The sequence below is a fragment of the Luteimonas abyssi genome (assembly GCF_001482195.1).
Lineage (GTDB): Bacteria > Pseudomonadota > Gammaproteobacteria > Xanthomonadales > Xanthomonadaceae > Luteimonas > Luteimonas abyssi.
The window spans coordinates 2,166,119-2,185,100 of sequence record NZ_KQ759763.1 but is presented as its reverse complement, the minus strand read 5'-3'; the positions used below and the strand labels follow the sequence as shown (position 1 = coordinate 2,185,100).

Below are 18,982 nucleotides of genomic sequence, written 5' to 3'. Positions count from 1 at the left end.
GGCGGCCGGCCTCAACGGCGCAAGTTGAGGCGCAGGCGCAACGCGACCGTGCCGCGCTGCGCCTGACGCCGGGCTCAATGCACGCTTGCCGCGCCAGGTTCCACGACGGCCCGCACCCGCTCCCGCTGCACAGGCGAGGCCACAGCGTTGAGGTCGTACCCGGCCGGCACCTCCCGTACCCGCTTGCCGGTGCCTGCCTTCGCTGCGAGCCGCTGCGATTCGATCTCATGGATCATGTCCTTCATGGCGTCCGCGCCGTCGAAGATCGCCGCGCCGATCACGACGACGGTGCCGTCCGCGAGATCGCCGCCGCCACTGGCCATCAGCAGATCCCCTTGCGCCCCCAGCAGATCGAGCAGCCGGTTGGCTTCGTCCAGCTGATCCATCGTCATGCCGAACCTGAAGTCGTCGGCCTGGGCAGCCTCGGATTCGGCGTGCCGGGTGAGCGCGTCCCCATCTGGATCGTCACCAGGGCCGCTCGCCGTCTCGACCACCACCGCTCGCCCGTCCGCCTGCAACCGCACCGGCCCGACCATCGCGTCCAGCACCTCCTGCGCCTGCTCGGCGAGCCGCTTCATGCGACCGGCAAGCGTCAGCGCCTCGATCTCCGGGCCGTTCGCCTCGTCGTCCACACGCGGCGGCGACAGGCGCGACAGTGACGCGAGGTGCTGCTGCAGCGTGTGCAAATGGGCACGGCTCTCCTCCGGCAGGAAGTAACCCTGCGTACCGCGATCTTCCGTCTCGAACTTCGACATCGTCGTCTCCCTCATTCCATGAAGTGCCCGTCCACGAGTGTGGACGGGAAGTCGGGAGGTTAGAAACCGCTAAGAGTCGGCGGGCGTATTTCCCCGAGGGGTGTTGTATTAGCCGCCCTCCCGACGCAGACATCGCGTCGGTTCATGCCCGCAGGTACACGGGCACAAAAAACCCACCGGTTTGACGGAGGTGGGGACCGCTCTTAGAGGAGTTTCTACGCTCCTTGGGATCGAGTCTGCTACGGAGTGCGCGGGAGCGTCAAGCACGGAAACGGCACGTTTAGGACGACGACGTGTAGGACTTTTCTGAGATGCGGGTCAGGCGGAAGACCTCGCTTCCGGAACCCCCCTTCGGTCGTACAGGCCGACGCAATGAGGGTCGCATGGTGTGCGTCGCATCCGCACCATCACCGATCACCGTCGCTCGGTAATTCCTCGCACGCTCATTGCGCTCTCATATCGAAGACGCCGCGGGCGCTTCATCGCCGCTCGCAAGCACGTCCGTCAGCGCCTCGGCATGCAACCCGTACGCCAGCCGCATGCGCAACGCCATGACACCAATCTGGCGGCGCGGCGGGATCCGACGATGCGTTCGCACTAGCAGCAACTCAGGGCGCGCGGAAAACTCGGAAAGGTCGCGTTGGTTGCCTGCATGCGGAGGCTACTGACGATCGTCAATGCCAGGCGACGGGACGAACTGCGCGTCGCGGCAGGATCGTCGATAGCGGTCTGAACAGGCGGAGCGCAAGACAGTTGCTGAGTTAAACCGCGCCGCGAAGCGGCGTCGGCTTGAATGAATTGTTAGGCATCACCTGTTAGCTTCTCAAGTGCCATTAAACCGAAGGTGTTGAGACCGCCTTTTAGCTCGACTGCTGTGCAACGGCCAAGCTCTCCGTCCCTTTCAGTGGTGATTGTTCTGATTGGGTTCTTGAACAGCCCATTTCCTTCACTGTCAAGAATTCGGATTACGTCGTTAAAGTCCTTATCCCCTTCCTTATAAGCACAAACTCCGCTCTGCGACGCCTTAAGTAGATCTATAAGTTCCATGAGCTATTCCTTGTGATGCCTAACGCCTCATGTCTTCCAGTTTCCCTACTGTAGGTGCCGAGAGCCCGGCGTGTGCGCCCGATAACGCCCCGGTGTAGCAGCACCGTAACTCAGCAGGGGCCACACGCCGGATCTCGCGCCCTGCGCCCGGACAGTTGCACGAGGCGAACCTCGTACCGATAAGCGTGGGCCCGGGCGCGATGCTCTCGACCGTCCAACTCTAGCGGAGAATCGGGATGACGGCAGTAGGCATCGACGTGGGCAAGGCGGCGCTGGATGTCGCCATCGAGGGCGTGGCCGGCGTGGCCCGGTTCGCCAATAACGCCGTGGGCATCCGCAGGTTGGTTCGCCGCTTGGCAGAGGTGGGTGATGCGCGCATCGCCGTCGAGGCGACCGGCGGTTACGAGGACGCATTGCTCGAAGCCTGTGCCGACGCCGGCGTCTGGATCTCGCGCATCAATCCGCGGCAGTCACGCGACTTCGCACGTGCGACCGGCGAGCTGGCGAAGACGGACGCGATCGACGCACGGCTCTTGTGCCTGTTCGCGCGTCTGTTCGCGGATCGTTTGCGTCGCTACGAAGCACCTGCGGTCTGGCAGCGCGAGCTGCGGGATTGGCTGCGCCGACGCGGCCAGGTGGTGACCACGCTGCAGGCGCAGAAGCAGCAGAGTGCGTTGGCGTCGCCTGCGGTGCGCAAGCTGATCACTCGTACGGTCGCGGCGCTTACCCGTGAACTCGCGGCCATCGATCGCGAGATGCGCGCGCTGCTCAAGGTGCACGCGACGCCAGCACTGCAGTCGTCGAAAGGCATGGGGCCGATCTTCCAGGCCACGAGTCTCGCGCTGTTGCCCGAACTCGGCACGCTCACGCGGCACCAGATCGCCAAGCTGGTCGGCGTCGCACCGATGAATCGCGACAGCGGCCAGATGCACGGCAAACGCCGCATCCGCGGCGGGCGTGCGCCCGTCCGCGTCGCGCTCTACATGGCGACGCTTTCGGCCGTGCGCTGGGATCCGACGATACGTGCGCACTACCAGCAACTCAGAGCGCGCGGAAAACTCGGAAAGGTCGCGCTGATTGCCTGCATGCGGAAGCTACTGACGATCGTCAATGCCAGGCGACGGGACGAACTGCGCGTCGCAGGAGGATCGTCGATAGCGGCCTGAACAGGCGGAGCGCAAGACAGTTGCTGAGTTAAGCCGTGCCGTGAAGCGGCATCGGCTTGAATGAATTGTTAGGCCGCACTTGCGCGACCGAACCATGACAATGCTTTTACATAAGATGGCATGTCTCTATCGTAGATATCAGTGTAAGACACCGTCAGCGAGAGAGGCGCTAGCGAACTACGAATGATGTCTCTGGCGGAAGCAAAACTATGATCCCCCTCGTCCCCACAGAGCTCGAGAAGCACAATCTCCCCGCCCGGCGCCAATGACCTTCCGCCAATAGCACCGGCAAAGTTTCTCCAGCATATCCCGCCTGGAAGATCTGGCATCCACTCCAGGATACTCTGCTTCGTAGTTACTGCATGGGTAACGTCAAGCGACTTGACTAGCATTGGTCCGACGCCGTGGTTTCTTAGCTTTACGCGTAAGCAATCCTCGTAATCGGCTACGGTAACTTCCGCCAAGGGCCGCACTGAGAGGCGATTGTGTTTTCTTTGGGTTATTACCGCCCAGATTGATATGGCTACAGAGATGGCAGAAACCAGTGCGGCTAGAGCTGCGGCGACCGCACTGGCGATCGCGCCTGCCGCCGCTGCTGCGCCGTTGTTCGCACTAAGGAGTTGAATTAACTGATCCATTTGGCGTGCGGCCTAACGCTTGAATTAAGCCGCGCCGCGAAGCGGCGTCGGCTTGAATGAGTTGTTAGGCATGCCCTCCGTGATCTGTCGGCGGCGTGCCTCCATTTGCCTGTTAATGCGGCGGTCTAGACGCCGCAACTCCTCTAGCAGTGTTAGTTCTGCCTGTTCAAAGGACAGCTCTCTAAAGCCGATTTCCTGTACGAAATGCGTGCGCATACCAGACTCAATCTTGGTCCGGTAAGCGCTGAGCCTTTGCAGTGCGCGATAGTCATACGCAGGGTCCGAATCAAGTACGAACTCCGGGCCAGATATGTCACAGAAGAGGTTATGGGCGCGATGCCCTATATCGTTCCGGATGCTAATGATACTTTGTATGTCATTACTTTCATCGACTGTGAGTATTCCGATCTCCACCAGCTTTTTCCAACCTCGCTTACTCGCGGGTTGATGGCGCGGCGAATCAAGCTTGCTCTTTGTAAAGATGCTTTCCGTCACCTCAATCGAACCAAACACATAGGATTTAAGTGCTTCGACGTGGTGCAGCAGCAGGACAATCTGAAGCGCTCTAAACTTCAGGATGTTCTTTTCCAAAGCTCGCAACGCAGGAGTTTTTCTTGGCATGTCTAACGCTTGAATTAAGCTATGCCGCGAAGCGGTATCGGCTTGAATGAATTGTTAGGCCGCTGGCCCACGGAACCGCACATCCTCTGCTTTGAAGGCGGCGATAATCTCTTCGCGAGTGATCTCATCCACAGGCTTCTCAAGCTCAGCGCCGAGATGCTGGAGGTAGCGCAAAGAAGCAAGGGTGGTCGATGCAGCTAATTTGTAGGTTCGATGTAAGCCTGCCGCTTCGACAGCCTGATGGTCTTGAAGCGTGGCGTCCCAGTCACTCATGAATAATCTCCTCCGACCCAACGCTTGAGTTAAGCCGCGCCGCGAAGCGGCGTCGGTTTGGACGAGTGGTTATACCTCATCCGGGAATAGCGACACATAAGTTGGATCTGCATGCTCCCACTGCGCGTCTTGCTGGACAAGGTATGAGCGCACCTCTTGTAACTCGACGTCGGGCGGTATGTTGACCGATAGATACTTAGGATTGGCGCCCTCATAGCTGCAGCCGAGCGCTACCAGACCTTGGAGTACTTGATCTGAGTGATTGCCGGGAGCAACAGGCGGGTCAAAGATGACCCGCACGGTGCGATTGCCAGACTTTGAAACAACCGACTGGAATGTGGGCAAGCCCTCTTGCGGGTCAACGGGCGCAAAGACTGTATCCCGCCAAGAGACGCCGTAAGCATAAAAGGGCGAGTTGTCCAACGTGTATCGGTCACCGCCGAGCGGAACAGCCCAAAGAGTCTCAACCGTCGCTTCGCCCTCATCATCCGGGACGCGAAACAGAACTTTGGCTGTCGGGTCATTGCTCATGAGGCATAACGCCCGAAATAAGCCGACTGGCGAAGCCAGTTAGGCTTGATTGAGTTGTTAGGCCAGCGATGCCCAAAGCAAGTCGCCGACCTTACTGGCAAGCCAGCCAATTGAATGTCACGTAGTGCGTCCGATGCAGCGCTTGCCAATTGATCTCTCCGATCGAGCCCCAACCAAGTGTCCGTCAGCCAATGTGCCCAAAGCAATCGCATGACCACACCGAAAAAGATGCCTGCCGCCTTACGCCAGAATTAAGCCGCGCCGCGAAGCGGCGTCGGCTTGAATCAATTGTTAGCTGCCTGCCGACAGCGTTCCGTTTTGCCAGAGGCGAAAACTGACAGCGCCGGTAACCGATTCACGTGCGCTCTTGAATGCAACTTTTGTGGTTCTTCCCTCAAGCAGCATCCAAGTGAGCATGGTTTGGCAAAATTGCGAAGCTGTCGCACCATGCACCGAATGAAATGGCGCCGCCAAACTTTTACATATTGTGAATTGGGAGAATTTTTTTCCGAAGTCTGCGCGACCTGTTTTGCAACATAAAGATATGAATGATTTTGACTTTGCGCCACGGTCTTTGAAGGTGTCATCTAGAGCTGGAAGATCAACGTCACCATCCACGCCAAAGCCGAGCCCGTCCTTGTCTCCATGTCCGACAAGGATAATGTGTGTGTAAGCTTTGTGGTTCTTACTCCAGTAGGCTTTCAGCTCAGCAACGCTGCGGACTTTTACGGCAGCAACCTGATCGTCCGGAACGAGCAGGCGACAGAACTGCAAGACCGATTTTGATAGTGGATCAAGTAGCGCAGACTCGCTTACGAAGTCGCCGATGTTGATGATGAGAATACCAACGTCTGAGTGAAGTCGGCTTACTCCAATGGCCTTTGAAACAGCGCCGCCTGGCAGCTCTACAGTCGCGGAATTCGCGTTGACAGATGAAATTTTTGTCTTGTAGAGAGCGGTATCCTGATTTTCAAGCTCTGGCACAAGTAGGCATGGCACATAGACCCTATCCCCGACTGCAAAAGCTGGCATGAATCCCCCTGAGGCAGCTAACGCCTGAATTAAGCCGTGCCGCGAAGCGGCATCGGCTTGAATGAATTGTTAGGCTTGCTGCCTATGACTAGCGAACCTTTGTTGCACATTGAGACTTCTCCGTTACTGTGCAGCAAATATAGCCCCAATCATCAAGTCGCCGTGCAGCCGCAGCTGTAGCTGCTTGAGCGGCGCATGAGTTGAGGGCGCTCTGTCGGTCCCTATAGCTGGCAGCGGTAAACCCTGTCAAATAATCTTCGCCAGTAGCAGGATCGTGAAGCCACGAATCTAACCCTGTCATTTTGTAAGGAAAATAGTCTTTATCGACGTCGGAGCAGCCGGCAGTAAGCGATAAAGCAGCAACAAGGGCTATTTGAACTGGCAGTCGCATCGTTGTTTCTCTGCAAGCCTAACGCCTGAATTAAGCCGCGCCGCGAAGCGGCGTCGGCTTGAATGAATTGTTAGGCCGCTGACGCGCCATGCCCAAGAAGAACCAATACGCGCCACGCGACAAATGAGAGAACCCCTAAAGCGAGAAACCTAAATTGCCATTGGTATGCTCTATGAGCCCGGCTGTTTGCGCGATGCATTCCCTCGAGAAGCGCTTCGCAGGCCATTGCAGTAACTTGAGGCTGCATTCGTTGAATAGGATGCGATCCTTCCCGAAACTGCACGTACTCAAAGTTCTTTCCAATAGCGGACTGTATGCTTGTGAGATGCATGCAACCGAGCAGGAAGCTAAATAGCCAACAGCCCACCGCCGTAAGGCCGAAATATACTGTCCAGTGGAAAGTGGAACCGTCAATTTTCTGTAGCGCGTAGCCAAGTGCCGCACCTGTGGCCGCAAGAAGAAAGTAGGTGTACTTAGACTGGCCGTCCAAGTGGGCGCGGTTGAGATGGCGAAGTTGATCGGACATGGTTCTGCGGCCTAACGCCTGAATTAAGCCGCGCCGCGAAGCGGCGTCGGCTTGAATGAATTGTTAGGCATGTGCTGCCCGGATAAGAGTCTGCATGATCTTTTTCTGGAAGATCAATGTGGCTGCGGCAAGTGCGAGCGGAATCAAAGAATCTACAAAGAAGCTGACTCCAAGGAGCAGGAACACAACAACAAGAATGACGAAGGCTGCTAGTCGCTCTCCTTTGACCTGGAAGTCACGCCTGCACTTCGGGCAAACGGTATACACCAGAGAAACCTTCTTGAGTGTGGTGCTTTGCCCCGGTAAAGGGATAGCAGGAATAGTAGATCTCGCCTCTTCAAGCGAGATTTCGCTACGGCAGTGCGGGCAGCGAAGATGTGTCCTGAACATGTCTAACGCCTGAATTAAGCCGCGCCGCGAAGCGGTGTCGGCTTGAATGAATTGTTAGGCCTAACTCTCACTCTTGGGCCAAGGCCGACGCAACCAGTAATAACAGTGAACGCACATGTCCGAATCTTCGGCGGTGCCACGCGCAAAGTGCCCATCCGGAGGCCTATTGCAGTTTGGGCACAAGAGATTTGCTTTTGCATGCAGTTGTAGGACAACCAGGGCGAATCCAAGAAAGAATGCCAGTACTGTGAGCAAAGAAGAGGGCGCATAAAGCAGGCAAACAACGGCTCCTAGGAGCGCGATGAAAAGAATCACCTGAGCGCGACCATAGCTTCGATTGAAGCGCGCGGTCTTGGCGGCCCATGCCTCTATCACTTGCTCGTCTATGGTTGCCCGATATTTCTTCACAGCCTAACGCTTGAATTAAGCCGACCCGCGAAGCGGGTTCGGCTTGAATGAATTGTTAGCACTCATTGCTGCCACATTTGCAGAACAACTGCTACAAGTGCAAGCAAAGACACTGCGAATGTAGCCATGACCCAAGTATGGGTGCGATTGATCACAGCCCACCCAGAGTCCGTGATGCGATAGATGGTGCCGTGTCCTTTGAACGGATCGTTGCGATCTGGCAGACCGTCCGGGCCCAACTGGCCTTTTGGCACTGCGTCCTGAAGCACCTCAACCCAGCCGCGCATAAGGCAAGTGGTGATCGCCTCCTCTTTGCCGGGGAGCTCTGGTGCATTCTCGATGAGCCACACGCTTCCTGGTTGAAGAACAGCGACAACGCGCTGCCCGGCGAGGGAGCGAAGCACCCGCCTTACCCGCCGCTCTCTTTTGAATGCCGTGAACCCCATTCTTGAGTGCTAACGCCTGAATTAAGCCGACCCGCGAAGCGGGTTCGGCTTGAATGAATTGTTAGATCTTCTTGCCGTGCTGCTGAATAAGCGAGCTTAGCTTCTCAGCCGACAGGGAGAACCTGTCCTCACGATAGTCCGTGTCCGAGCTCTTGATGAAGTTCTTTTGTCCGTGGGCGTGTACAAGAACAACGCTCTTTCCATCGCTCCCCGGTTCAAGCCAGATGTCATTGAACGTCTCAACGTGAGTGCTACTTGTTTCAGTCCAGTGGCGCTGAAGATCAAGCCGCCCTTTAGCACCATGGTTTTCAGAACTCGCCATGAATTCTCCCAGAAGATCTAACTACTATTAGCCCCCAAAAATGGGGTGTTGAGCCGGAGTATGCCGGTGTCCCGGTGCTCGCGCTATAGGGAAATTCCTACACCGAATCAGTGGGTTGCCGGCTGGCGCAGGGCGGTTGGTCGCCCGCAGGCTGCATGCGTTATCAGGCGCATGGAGGCGCGACGTGTTATCAGGCGACGATGGGGCGGTAACGGCTTCTATCCAAGGCAGAGCCCGTGCACCGCGGTTGCTGGACGAGGTGCGGGCGCGACTGCGGGTCAGGCATTACAGCCTGCGGACGGAGCGGGCGTACGTCGGCTGGATCCGCCGCTTCATTCTGGCCAACGGCAAACGGCACCCGCGCGAAATGGGTGAGGCCGAGGTCGCGGTATTTCTCACCCGTCTGGCGGTCGAGGGACGGGTCGCCGCCGGTACGCAGAACCAGGCGCTGGCGGCGCTGTTGTTTCTGTATCGCGAGGTGCTGGGCGTCGAGTTGCCGTGGATGGCCGAGGTCGTGCGCGCGAAACGGCCGCGGCGGCTGCCAGTGGTGCTGACGCGCGACGAGGTCGCCCGGGTGCTGGCGATGATGGACGGACGCACCTGGCTGGCGGCGGCGCTGATGTACGGCACCGGCATGCGGGTGATGGAGGCGATGCGCGTGCGGGTGAAGGATGTGGACTTTGCCGCGCACGAGATTCTGGTGCGGGAGGGGAAGGGCGGGAAGGACCGGCGCGTGCCGTTGCCGGGGCGCCTGACCGTGCCGCTGCAGGATGCCATCGCCCATGCAGCCGGACTGCACGCGTTGGATCTGGAGGCCGGCTTCGGCGCGGTCTGGTTGCCCGCGGCGTTGGCGCGCAAGTATCCCGGCGCGGCAACGGAACGAGGGTGGCAGTACGTGTTTCCGGCCCGGCGTCGTTCTCGCGATCCACGCGATGGTGCCGTTCGCCGTCATCATCTCGACGAAGCGGTGGTGCAGCGGGCGGTGCGTGCGGCGCGCGTGCGGGCCGGGGTGGTTAAGCCGGCGACCTGCCACACCTTGCGGCATTCGTTCGCTACGCACCTGCTGGAAGCGGGCTACGACCTGCGCACGATCCAGGAGTTGCTCGGCCATCAGGATGTCGCGACGACGCAGATCTACACCCATGTATTGAATCGCGGCGGGCGTGGGGTCGTGAGTCCTCTGGACGCCGTGCCGTGAGTTCCCGGCGGACACGGATCGAGGTGGCGCCGCTGGGCATCGCGGTCGCCGCGGCGCTGGTGGCGGGGGCGATGGCGACGCTGCTGTTACCGGGCTTGCCGCCGTGGCCGGTGTGGGTGGCATGCCTCGCGCTCGGCCTGCTGCTGGGGTGGCGGGGCGGTCTCGTCCGGGTGGTGGGTGCCGGGTTGGTCGGCATGGCGGTGGCGGGGCTGCATGCGACGCTGGTGCTGGCGTTGCAACTGCCGCTCGCCCTGGAGCGCACCGACGTGCCGCTGTCCGGCCGCGTAGTGGGGCTGCCCGATCATGAGGACGCGCGGAGCCGGTTCCTGTTCCGGGTCGACCGCGACGCCGCCGTGCCTGAGCCGCTGCGCGGCCGGTTGCTGCGGCTGGCGTGGTACGACGGCTGGGGCGGCGAGGCGTCCGAGCGGCATGCGATCGAGGCCGGGACGCGCTGGACGTTCACTGCGCGGGTGCGGGCGCCGCGTGGGCTGCGCAATCCGGGCTGGTTCGATGGCGAGAAGTCCGCGTTCGCGGGGCGGCTCTCGGCGATCGGCTATGTCCGCGACGGGGAGGCCTTTGTGCGAACGGCCGACGGTCGCGGCATCGATGCGTGGCGCGCGCGGGTGGCGGGGCGCATCGAGGCGATGGTGCCCGGGGCGTCGTCGCGTTATGTGCGGGCGTTGGCGCTGGGCGATACGCGCGGGCTGGACGAGCGCGACTGGGAGGCGCTGCGCGCCACCGGGCTGACGCACCTGATCGCGATCTCCGGCTTTCATGTCGGGCTGGTGGCGGGTTTTTTCGCGTTGCTGGCCGCAGGCGTCTGGCGGCTGTGGCCGCCGCTCGGGCGCTGGCTGCCGCGGCCGCAGGCGGCGGCGGTGGTGGCGTTCGCCGGGGCGCTGTTCTACGCCGCGGTGGCGGGGTGGGAACTGCCGACGGTGCGCACGGTGTTGATGATCGGCGTGGCGATGGCGGCACGCCTGGGGCGGCGTCCGCTGGACGTGGGCGGCGCGCTCGGGCTGGCCGCGATCGCGGTGGTGCTGGTGGATCCGCTGTCGCTGCTCACGGCGGGGTTCTGGCTGAGTTTCGCCGGTGTGGCCTGGCTGGTGTGGTGCCTGCCGGACGCGCGCGAGGTCGGCCTGGTCGGCGGGTTTCTGCGTGCGCAGTGGGTGGCGACGTTGGGGCTGCTGCCGCTGACGGTGGTGCTGTTCGGGCAGGCGTCGCTGGCCGGGCCGTTGGCGAACCTGGTCGCGATCCCGTGGTGGAGCCTGGTGGTGGTGCCGCTGGCGCTGATCGGCACCGGCCTGGAGGCGGCGCACACGGGATGGGGCGATCCGGCCTGGCGTCTGGCGGCGTGGTGTTTCGACCTGAGCTGGTCGCTGTTCGGGCGCCTGGCCGACAGCCCGCTGGCCTTGTGGTGGTTGCCGGAATCGCGGTGGTTCGCGCTGCCGCTGGCGGTGACGGCGGCGGTCTGGTGTCTGCTGCCGCGCGGGCTGCCCGGCAAGCCGTTGGCCCTGCTGCTGTGGTTGCCGCTGCTGTGGCCGGACCGGCAGTTGCCCGGTGAGGGCGAGGCGGAACTGGTGATGCTGGACGTGGGGCAGGGCCTGTCGGTGCTCGTGCGCACCCGGACGCATGCGGTGCTGTACGACATGGGGCCGGCCGTGCCCGACGGCTACGACGCGGGCGAGCGGGTGGTGGTGCCGGCGCTGCACGCGCTGGGCGTGCGGCGGCTGGACGCGATGGTGGTCAGCCACGCCGATCTCGACCACGCCGGCGGTTTCCCGGCGCTGCAGCGGCGGTTTCCCGGTGTGCCGGTGTTCGCGCCGGAGCATGCGGGGCTCGAGGGCGCCTTGCCGTGTCTGGCCGGCGATGCCTGGCAGATCGATGGCGTCGCGTTCGAGTTCCTGCATCCGGCGGCGCATTTTCCGGATTTCCGCAACGACGCCAGCTGCGTGCTGCGCGTCGCGGGGGCGCATGGCGCCGCGTTGCTGACCGGGGACATCGGGGCTGTGGTCGAGCGGGAGCTGGCGCGCGCGCATCCGCAGGGCGTGCGGGCCGAGGTGGTGGTCGCGGCGCACCACGGCAGCGGGTCGTCGTCGGACCCGGTCTTCGTCGCGGCCACGGGGGCCGCGCATGCGCTGGTGTCGGCCGGGTACGGCAACCGGTTCCAGCATCCGCAGCCGGCCGTGGTGGTGCGCTGGGAAGGCGCCGGCGCGCGGGTGCACGGCACCGCGGCCGGCGGCGCGGTGCGGGTGCGGTTGGGGAACGAGGGCGTGCAGGTGACCGGGCGGCGGGAGACCCATCCGAGGATCTGGGATGCCGCGCGGCGCCGGGTGGCGGCGGCCTCAGGGGCGCCGGACTGACCGCGACGGGCGCGGATACTTCGTCGCTTGCGAGTCGCGTGTGAAACCGGCCTGCGCGGGTGGCCGGGCACCGCGTGGCCGCAGCGGTGTGGGGCGTCCACTCTTCACGCGACCTCATGCGTCTGCGGGCCGCTGCGGCTATCCTAGCGCCCTGTTTTCGAAGGCGGCCCGGCCGGGGCCGGGGGAACGCGCGTGCTGGAACTGGTCAAGGCCGGCGGTTGGCCGATGATTCCGCTGTTGCTGATGTCGGCGGTGGGCCTGGCGATCATCGTCGAGCGCTGCTGGGCGCTGCGCCGCAAGGCGGTGCTGCCGCAGGGCCTGGGCGACGAGGTCCGCGCCTGGGCGGCCCGGGGCCGGTTGGATCCCGCGCACATCGAATCGCTGCGCCGCACCGCGCCGCTGGGCGCGCTGCTGGCCGCCGCGCTGGATGTGCGCAACCGGCCGCGCGAGGAGATCCGCGAGCGGGTCGAGGATGTCGGCCGCCACCAGGTGCACGACATGGAGCGCTATCTGAACGCGTTGGGCACGATCGCCGCCGCCGGTCCGCTGCTGGGCCTGTTCGGCACCGTGGTCGGCATGATCCAGATGTTTTTGGGGGTGATGGACTACGGCGTGGGCGACGTGAACCAGCTGGCCGGCGGCATCGGCAAGGCGCTGGTGTGCGCGGCCACCGGCATGATCGTGGCGGTGCCGGCGCTGATGTTCCACCGTCATTTCCGAGCCCGCATCGACGGCTACGTGATCGAGATGGAGCGCGAGGCGATCCGGCTGATGGACGTGATCGACCCGCGCGGCCGTCGCGGCGTGGCGCCGCAGGCGCCCGGCGCGCCGTCGGGCGACGCCGAGTTCGCGGTGCAGGGCTGATCCGGCCGTGCGCATCCGCGACCGCCGCGCGTCCGACGAGCCGGAGCTGAACCTGGTGCCGTTGATCGACGTCATCCTGGTGCTCATCATCTTCTTCGTGATCACCACCACCTTCGATGCGCGCTCGGTGATGCAACTGGAGCTGCCGCAGGCCAGCGCCGCCCCGTCCGAGAGCCAGACCCACGCGCTGAGCGTGCTGGTCAATGCCGACGGCCGCTACTTCATCGACGACCGCGAGGCGCTGCGCACCGATGTCGAATCGCTCAAGCGCACCATCCACGAGGTGGCCGGCGACGACCGCGCGCGCCCGGTGTTGCTGCGCGCCGATGCGCGGACGCCACACCAGGCGGTGGTGACCGCGATGGACGCGCTGGGCCAGCTCGGCTTCCGCCAGATCTCGGTGGCGACGGCGCCCGACGCCGGCACCGTGGCCGCCGCCCGCTGATGGCCGCCCCGACCCCGACCCCGAACGACACGCCGGCGGCGTGGCCGATCTACAAGCGCCTGCTCGGCTACGCGATGCGTTACTGGCCGCTGCTGGTCATCGCCATGATCGGCATGGTCATCGAGGCCATCGCCGGCGGCGCCTTCGTCTACCTGATGGGCCCGTTGACCGACGACGGCTTCGTGGATCCGCAGCCGTGGGCGGCGGTGTGGCTGCCGCTGGCCATCGTCGGCCTGTTCCTGATGCGCGGTGCGGCGACGTTCTGCACCGACTACGGCATGGCCCGCACCGGCCGCAGCGTGGTGCGCGACCTGCGCGAACTGGTGCTGGGCAAGTACCTGCGCCTGCCGAGCGCACGCTTCGACGACGAAGCCGTGCCGGCGATGGTCAGCCGGCTGAACTTCGACACCGAGCAGGTCGCCCAGGCCAGCACCGATGCGCTCAAGGTGCTGGTGGCCGATGGCTTGACCATCCTGTTCCTGCTCGGCCTGATGCTCTACACCAGCGCCAAGGTGACCATGGCGATGATCGTCGTGGTGCCGCTGATCGGCGTGCTGGTGTGGACGGTGGGCCGCCGTTACCGGCGCATCAGTTCCGGCATCCAGACCGGCATGGGCGATCTGGCGCAGAGTGCGGAGCAATCCCTGGCTGCGCAGCAGGACGTCAAGGTCTACGGCGCGCAGGGCTTCGAGCAGGCGCGCTACTCCACGCTGACCAACCGCGTGCTGCGCCTGAACATGAAAGTCGAGACGACCCGTGCCGTCGCCTCGGCGCTGGTGCAGATCTTCGCCGCGTGCGCGCTCGCGGCGATCATCTGGGTCGCCACCCGCGAGGCGCTCGACGATGCGCTCACGCCCGGCCAGTTCGTGCAGCTGATGACCGCGATGATGGGCATCATCCCGTCGTTGCGGCGGATCACCAACGTGCAGAGCGTGATCGGCCGCGGCGTGGCGGCGGCCGAGCGCATCTTCGCGATCCTCGATGCCGAGGAGGAACGCGACGCCGGCCAGCGCCGGCTCGACCGCGCCCGCGGCGAACTGCGCTTCGAAGGCGTCGGCCTGCGCTACGAGCGCGACGGCGGGCACGTCGCGCTGGAGGACATCAGCTTCTCGGCGAAGCCGGGCACGGTGACGGCCATCGTCGGCCGCTCCGGCAGCGGCAAGACCAGCCTGGTGCGGCTGGTGCCGCGTTTCTACGAGCCCACCAGCGGCCGCATCACCCTCGATGGCGTACCGCTCGACGACTTCCACCTGGCCGACCTGCGCCGGCAGATCGCCCTGGTCGGGCAGCGGGTGATGCTGTTCGACGACAGCGTCGGCGCCAACATCGCCTATGCGGCCGAGGCGACGCCGGAGCAGCTGCGCGCCGCGGCCGAGAGCGCGAACGCCTGGGAGTTCATCGAGCGCTTGCCGCAGAAGATGGAAGCGACCATCGGCGAGAACGGTTCGCGGCTGTCGGGCGGCCAGCGCCAGCGCCTGGCGATCGCACGCGCGATCCTGCGCGATGCCCCGATCCTGATTCTCGACGAGGCTACCGCCGCGCTCGACACCGAGTCCGAACGCCTGGTGCAGGACGCGCTGGAGCGTTTGATGCCCGACCGCACCACGCTGGTCATCGCGCATCGCCTGTCGACCATCGAACACGCCGACCAGGTGCTGGTGCTCGACCACGGCAAGCTGGTGGAGCAGGGCACCCACGCCGAGTTGCTGGAACAGGGCGGCCTGTACGCGCACCTGCACCGCATGCAGTTCCGCGACGGCGACGCATGAGCCGCGCCGCCCGCACGCCCCCGCGCTGGTGGTTCGACGGCGCCGCATCGCCGTGGTGGGCGCGTCTGCTGGCCCGCGTCTACGGTGCGGCGATCGCGCTGCGTCGCGGTCTGTACCGGCGCGGCCTGCGGCGGCGGATCGCGGTGGATGTGCCGGTGATCGTGATCGGCAATCTCATCGCCGGCGGCAGCGGCAAGACGCCGCTGACGATCGCCCTGGTCGAGCGGCTGCGCGAGGCCGGCTTCACACCCGGCGTGGCCAGCCGCGGCTACGGACGCGAGCAGGGCGATGGCGCGCAGTGGGTGGACGCCGGCACGCCGGTGGCCCGCGCCGGCGACGAGCCGCTGCTGATCGCACGCCGCACCGGTGTGCGGGTGCGCGTGGACCGCGACCGAGCCGCGGCCGCCCGCGCGCTGGCGGCCGCGGGCTGCGATGTCGTGGTCTGCGACGACGGCCTGCAGCACTACCGGCTGCGCCGCGATCTGGAGATCGAGGTGATCGACGGCCGTCGCGGCTACGGCAATGGCCGGCTGATCCCGGCGGGTCCGCTGCGCGAGCCGGAGACACGTGCTGCGGAGGTCGATTTCCGGGTGCTCAACACCGGTGCGGATGCGCCGGACGATGCCGGCTTCGGCCAATGGCCGATGCGCCTGAGCACGCAGCGTGCGCTGCCGCTGGTCGGCGTGCGGGCGATCGGGTTGTCCGCGTTTTCCGGACGTCGCGTGCATGCGGTCGCCGGCATCGGCGATCCGGAGCGCTTCTTCGCCTCGCTGCGCGCGCACGGGATCGCGGTGGTGCCGCATGCGTTTCCGGACCATCACCGGTTCGTGACCGAGGACCTGCAGTTCGGCAGCGACCTGCCGGTGCTGATGACCGAGAAGGATGCGGTGAAGTGCGCCGCCTTCGCCACCGAGCGCCATTTCAGCGTGCCCGCGGATGCGCAGCTGCCGGAAGCGTTCTGGGTCGCGCTGCTGGACCGGTTGCGCCACCCCGGAGGCGACGCGCGCTGACTGGGATGGGCGTCGGCGCGGGCTCATGTCGTGCATGTCAGAATGCGGGCATGTCGCCTTCTTTCGTCGTCGCCATTCCCGCCCGCTACGCGTCCACCCGTCTGCCCGGCAAGCCGCTGCAGCCGCTCGGCGGCGATCCGTTGGTGGCCCACGTCGCGCGGCGTGCGCTCGCGGCCGGCGCCGACGCGGTGTGGGTGGCGACCGACGACACGCGGATTGCGGAGATACTGGCCGATGTCCTGACCGACGCCCCGGTGAAGGTCGCCATGACCCGGGCCGACCACGCGTCCGGCACCGATCGCCTGGCCGAATGCGCCGACATCGCCGGCTGGTCCGACGACACTATCGTGGTGAACCTGCAGGGCGACGAGCCGTTCGCACCCGCCGACGGCATCCGCGCCGTCGCCGCGCTGGTGGCCGACAGCGGGGCGCCGATGAGCACGCTCGCGGCGCCGTTCGACGATGTCGAAACCCTGTTCGACGCCAACGCGGTGAAGCTCGTGCGTGCCGCCAACGGCGATGCGCTGTATTTCAGCCGCGCGCCGGTGCCCTGGCCGCGCGATGCCTTCATACGCGACCGCAACGCGTTGCCCACGGGCCATGCCTGGTTGCGGCACATCGGCATCTACGGCTACCGCGCCGGCTTCCTGCGCACGTTCACCACGCTGGCGCCGGGCGCGCTGGAACAGGTCGAGGCGCTGGAACAGCTGCGGGTGCTGGAGGCCGGGCATCGCATCGCGGTCGGCCTGACGCCGGCGCCGTTCCCGCCCGGCATCGACACCCCGGACGATCTCGCCCGGGCGGAACGCATTCTGGCCGCGGGCCATGCCGATGGCTGAGCCGGTACGCCTGCTGGTGGTCTGTCTGGGCAACATCTGCCGTTCGCCGATGGCCGAGGGCGCGCTGCGCCACCGGCTGGCCGAGGCCGGTCTCGATCACGTCGATGTGGACTCGGCGGGCACCGGCGACTGGCATGTCGGGCAGGCGCCGGACGCCCGTGCGATCGCCACCGCGGCGCGATACGGCGTCGACCTCGAGACGTTGCGTGGACGCCAGCTGGCGCCGGCCGACTACACCGATTTCGACTGGCTGCTGTGCGCCGACCTGCAGAATCTCGCCGACGTGCGCGCACGCCGTCCGGCCGCGGCCACGGCGGGCATCGCCCTGTTGACCGACTGGGCGGGCACGCGCTTGGGCGACGGCGCCATCCCCGATCCCTACACCGGTGACGACACCCATTTCGAGGCGGTCTGGCAGGTGGTGGACGCCGCCGCGCTCGGGGCCGTGCGGCGGCTGCGCGGCGGCCGGGATTGAGTGCGGCTTTGCCGCATAATCCCGACACCGTCGCCCCGGATCGTCCATGGACGCCCCTCTCGCCCCAGAGTTTCCGGCCAGTCTCGACTGGCTGAACACCACCGAGCCGGTGCGCATGGCGCAGTTGCGCGGCAAGGTGTGCGCGCTGGCGTTCATCAACGCGGGCTCGGCGTGGAGCACCCAGCGGCTCAACGATCTGGCGCATCTGCATGCGCGCCACGGCGAGCGCCTGAACGTGGTCGCGGTACACGTGCCCAAGTTCGACCACGAGCGCGATGCGCGTCGCGCGGGCCGGCGCCTGCGCCGACAGAAGTTCGATTTCCCGATCGCCCACGACAGCGACTGGGCCGCCTGGCAGCAGTTCGGCGTCGACGCCTGGCCGACTGTCCTGCTGATCGACGGCGAGGGCAGGATCTGCGAGCGCGTCGTCGGCGACGGCCCGATCCGCGACCTCGACGCGCGGGTGGCGGCGCTGATCGCGGCCCGGGTGCCGCGGTCGCACAACGCACGCCCGATCGCCCTGCGGCGCGGCAACGAGCCCGGCCTGCCGCTGCGCTTCCCGGTCGGCATCGCCTTGCTGGGCCGTTATCTCTACGTGGTCGACAGCAATCATCACCGGGTGCTGGAATGCGATCTCGGCGGCCGTGTGCTGCGCCAGTTCGGCAGCGGCGGCCCCGGGTTCATCGATGGGCCGATGGAACTGGCCGCATTCAACCGCCCGCACGGCATCGCGGTCGAGCGCGACACGCTGTACGTGGCCGACAGCGGCAATCACGCCGTGCGCAGGATCCAGCTGCGGACCGGCGACGTGGACACCGTGTGCGGTGCCGGCCGGCCCGGCACACCCGCCGCGGGTGCGATCCAGGACGCGCGCGCGATCGTGCTCGACCAGCCGCGCTCGATCGCCCTGGCCGCGGGGCGTCTGTTCGTCGCCACCGCCGGCGACAACCGGATCTGGGACATCGACCTGGGCCGTCGCGAACTCTCGCTGCTGGCGGGCTCCGGAGCGTTGGAGGTGACCGACGGCATCGGCGAGGCGGCCGGCTTCGCCGAGCCGGTGTCGCTGGCGGCCGTGCAGCAGATGGTCTACGTGTGCGATGCGGCCGGGTCGGCGGTCCGCAGCATCAATGTGCGCACGCGTCAGGTGCAGACCCTGATCGGGCAGGGCGTGTGGGACTTCGGCCGTGCCGACGGCCAGCGGGCCGATGCGCGCCTGCAGCAGCCGCAGGCCATCGCGCTGGATCCGGATGCGCCACGCCTGTGGATCGCCGACAGCGGCAACGACGCGCTGCGCGTGCTGCGCCTGGGCGGCGGCGAACTGGGGACGTTCGAGTTGCCGCGGCCGCTGCACGCGCCTTCGGGCCTGGCGGTCGGCAACGGCATCGTCTGGATCGCCGACACCGATGCGCACGCGGTCCTGCGCCTGGACACGGCCAACGGCGGGATGAGCCACATCCCGATCGGGGAATGAGCGGC

General features: G+C 65.2%; 19 protein-coding genes and 1 pseudogene. 11 read left to right on the top strand and 9 right to left on the bottom strand.

What is annotated here, in order from left to right; all coding sequences use genetic code 11:
- Nucleotides 1–74: 74 nt before the first annotated feature.
- Nucleotides 75–755, bottom strand: a complete 681-nt coding sequence (locus tag RG19_RS09170; protein WP_157515222.1) for an XAC0095 family protein — start codon at nt 753–755, stop codon at nt 75–77.
- 601 nt (nt 756–1,356) lie between these two features.
- Here RG19_RS09170 and RG19_RS18210 point away from each other — a divergent pair.
- A pseudogene (locus RG19_RS18210) lies at nt 1,357–1,488 on the top strand (IS110 family transposase); the annotation flags it as partial.
- Between the two features lie 68 nt (nt 1,489–1,556).
- Here the strand turns inward: RG19_RS18210 and RG19_RS17620 are convergent.
- The gene (locus RG19_RS17620; RefSeq protein ID WP_157515221.1) at nt 1,557–1,802 is read right to left on the bottom strand and encodes a hypothetical protein; all 246 of its coding nucleotides are present in this window, start codon (nt 1,800–1,802) and stop codon (nt 1,557–1,559) included.
- Nucleotides 1,803–2,038: 236 nt separating this feature from the next.
- On the opposite strand from RG19_RS17620, the gene RG19_RS09165 reads away from it, so the two are divergent.
- Nucleotides 2,039–2,968 (top strand): IS110 family transposase, encoded by a 930-nt coding sequence (locus RG19_RS09165; RefSeq protein ID WP_058835009.1) that lies wholly within the window; start codon nt 2,039–2,041, stop codon nt 2,966–2,968.
- 662 nt (nt 2,969–3,630) lie between these two features.
- Here the strand turns inward: RG19_RS09165 and RG19_RS17615 are convergent.
- The 7 genes from RG19_RS17615 to RG19_RS17590 all read right to left on the bottom strand — a co-directional run bounded on the left by RG19_RS17615 (nt 3,631) and on the right by RG19_RS17590 (nt 8,546).
- Nucleotides 3,631–4,227: a hypothetical protein gene (locus RG19_RS17615; protein WP_157515220.1), complete on the bottom strand. Its 597-nt coding sequence runs from the start codon at nt 4,225–4,227 to the stop codon at nt 3,631–3,633.
- A gap of 54 nt (nt 4,228–4,281) precedes the next feature.
- A complete protein-coding gene (locus RG19_RS17610) occupies nt 4,282–4,500 on the bottom strand; it encodes a hypothetical protein (protein ID WP_157515219.1) in 219 nt (72 codons plus the stop codon).
- Between the two features lie 69 nt (nt 4,501–4,569).
- A complete protein-coding gene (locus RG19_RS09160; RefSeq protein ID WP_058835008.1) occupies nt 4,570–5,031 on the bottom strand; it encodes a DUF4265 domain-containing protein in 462 nt (153 codons plus the stop codon).
- A 291-nt stretch (nt 5,032–5,322) separates the two neighbouring features.
- Nucleotides 5,323–6,063 carry a hypothetical protein gene (locus RG19_RS17605; RefSeq protein WP_157515218.1) on the bottom strand — a complete coding sequence of 247 codons (741 nt, stop codon included), beginning with the start codon at nt 6,061–6,063 and terminating at the stop codon, nt 5,323–5,325.
- 980 nt (nt 6,064–7,043) lie between these two features.
- Entirely contained in the window at nt 7,044–7,370 is a 327-nt protein-coding gene (locus RG19_RS17600; RefSeq protein WP_157515217.1) for a hypothetical protein, read from the bottom strand.
- Between the two features lie 470 nt (nt 7,371–7,840).
- A complete protein-coding gene (locus RG19_RS17595) occupies nt 7,841–8,128 on the bottom strand; it encodes a hypothetical protein (protein ID WP_157515216.1) in 288 nt (95 codons plus the stop codon).
- 157 nt (nt 8,129–8,285) lie between these two features.
- Entirely contained in the window at nt 8,286–8,546 is a 261-nt protein-coding gene (locus tag RG19_RS17590) for a hypothetical protein (RefSeq protein WP_157515215.1), read from the bottom strand.
- Nucleotides 8,547–8,793: 247 nt separating this feature from the next.
- Here RG19_RS17590 and RG19_RS09155 point away from each other — a divergent pair, with 247 nt between their 5' ends.
- From RG19_RS09155 to RG19_RS09115, 9 genes are all read left to right on the top strand, one after another.
- On the top strand, nt 8,794–9,744 hold the full coding sequence (locus tag RG19_RS09155) for an integron integrase (RefSeq protein WP_082672576.1): 951 nt from the start codon (nt 8,794–8,796) through the stop codon (nt 9,742–9,744).
- The gene (locus RG19_RS09150; protein WP_338037915.1) at nt 9,741–12,104 is read left to right on the top strand and encodes a DNA internalization-related competence protein ComEC/Rec2; all 2,364 of its coding nucleotides are present in this window, start codon (nt 9,741–9,743) and stop codon (nt 12,102–12,104) included. Before RG19_RS09155 ends, RG19_RS09150 begins: the two co-directional genes overlap by 4 nt.
- A 192-nt stretch (nt 12,105–12,296) precedes the next feature.
- Nucleotides 12,297–12,968 carry a MotA/TolQ/ExbB proton channel family protein gene (locus RG19_RS09145; protein ID WP_058835007.1) on the top strand — a complete coding sequence of 224 codons (672 nt, stop codon included), beginning with the start codon at nt 12,297–12,299 and terminating at the stop codon, nt 12,966–12,968.
- Between the two features lie 7 nt (nt 12,969–12,975).
- Entirely contained in the window at nt 12,976–13,413 is a 438-nt protein-coding gene (locus RG19_RS09140) for an ExbD/TolR family protein (RefSeq protein ID WP_058835006.1), read from the top strand.
- Entirely contained in the window at nt 13,413–15,182 is a 1,770-nt protein-coding gene (gene msbA / locus RG19_RS09135; protein ID WP_058835005.1) for a lipid A export permease/ATP-binding protein MsbA, read from the top strand. The genes RG19_RS09140 and msbA overlap by 1 nt, the downstream gene beginning before the upstream one ends.
- Nucleotides 15,179–16,192: a tetraacyldisaccharide 4'-kinase gene (gene lpxK / locus RG19_RS09130; RefSeq protein WP_058835004.1), complete on the top strand. Its 1,014-nt coding sequence runs from the start codon at nt 15,179–15,181 to the stop codon at nt 16,190–16,192. Before msbA ends, lpxK begins: the two co-directional genes overlap by 4 nt.
- Before the next feature lie 50 nt (nt 16,193–16,242).
- A complete protein-coding gene (gene kdsB, locus RG19_RS09125) occupies nt 16,243–17,031 on the top strand; it encodes a 3-deoxy-manno-octulosonate cytidylyltransferase (RefSeq protein WP_058835003.1) in 789 nt (262 codons plus the stop codon).
- Entirely contained in the window at nt 17,024–17,506 is a 483-nt protein-coding gene (locus RG19_RS09120) for a low molecular weight protein-tyrosine-phosphatase (RefSeq protein WP_058836518.1), read from the top strand. Before kdsB ends, RG19_RS09120 begins: the two co-directional genes overlap by 8 nt.
- A gap of 46 nt (nt 17,507–17,552) precedes the next feature.
- Complete coding sequence (locus RG19_RS09115; protein WP_058835002.1) at nt 17,553–18,977, top strand: redoxin domain-containing protein; 1,425 nt, start codon at nt 17,553–17,555, stop codon at nt 18,975–18,977.
- The last annotated feature ends 5 nt before the right edge of the window (nt 18,978–18,982 follow it).

Coding starts and splice junctions, on each gene's coding strand:
- RG19_RS09170 (WP_157515222.1), bottom strand. CDS start 755: ATGTCGAAGTTCGAGACGGAAGATCGCGGTACGCAGGGTTACTTCCTG.
- RG19_RS17620 (WP_157515221.1), bottom strand. CDS start 1,802: ATGGAACTTATAGATCTACTTAAGGCGTCGCAGAGCGGAGTTTGTGCT.
- RG19_RS09165 (WP_058835009.1), top strand. CDS start 2,039: ATGACGGCAGTAGGCATCGACGTGGGCAAGGCGGCGCTGGATGTCGCC.
- RG19_RS17615 (WP_157515220.1), bottom strand. CDS start 4,227: ATGCCAAGAAAAACTCCTGCGTTGCGAGCTTTGGAAAAGAACATCCTG.
- RG19_RS17610 (WP_157515219.1), bottom strand. CDS start 4,500: ATGAGTGACTGGGACGCCACGCTTCAAGACCATCAGGCTGTCGAAGCG.
- RG19_RS09160 (WP_058835008.1), bottom strand. CDS start 5,031: ATGAGCAATGACCCGACAGCCAAAGTTCTGTTTCGCGTCCCGGATGAT.
- RG19_RS17605 (WP_157515218.1), bottom strand. CDS start 6,063: ATGCCAGCTTTTGCAGTCGGGGATAGGGTCTATGTGCCATGCCTACTT.
- RG19_RS17600 (WP_157515217.1), bottom strand. CDS start 7,370: ATGTTCAGGACACATCTTCGCTGCCCGCACTGCCGTAGCGAAATCTCG.
- RG19_RS17590 (WP_157515215.1), bottom strand. CDS start 8,546: ATGGCGAGTTCTGAAAACCATGGTGCTAAAGGGCGGCTTGATCTTCAG.
- msbA (WP_058835005.1), top strand. CDS start 13,413: ATGGCCGCCCCGACCCCGACCCCGAACGACACGCCGGCGGCGTGGCCG.
- lpxK (WP_058835004.1), top strand. CDS start 15,179: ATGAGCCGCGCCGCCCGCACGCCCCCGCGCTGGTGGTTCGACGGCGCC.
- kdsB (WP_058835003.1), top strand. CDS start 16,243: ATGTCGCCTTCTTTCGTCGTCGCCATTCCCGCCCGCTACGCGTCCACC.
- RG19_RS09120 (WP_058836518.1), top strand. CDS start 17,024: ATGGCTGAGCCGGTACGCCTGCTGGTGGTCTGTCTGGGCAACATCTGC.
- RG19_RS09115 (WP_058835002.1), top strand. CDS start 17,553: ATGGACGCCCCTCTCGCCCCAGAGTTTCCGGCCAGTCTCGACTGGCTG.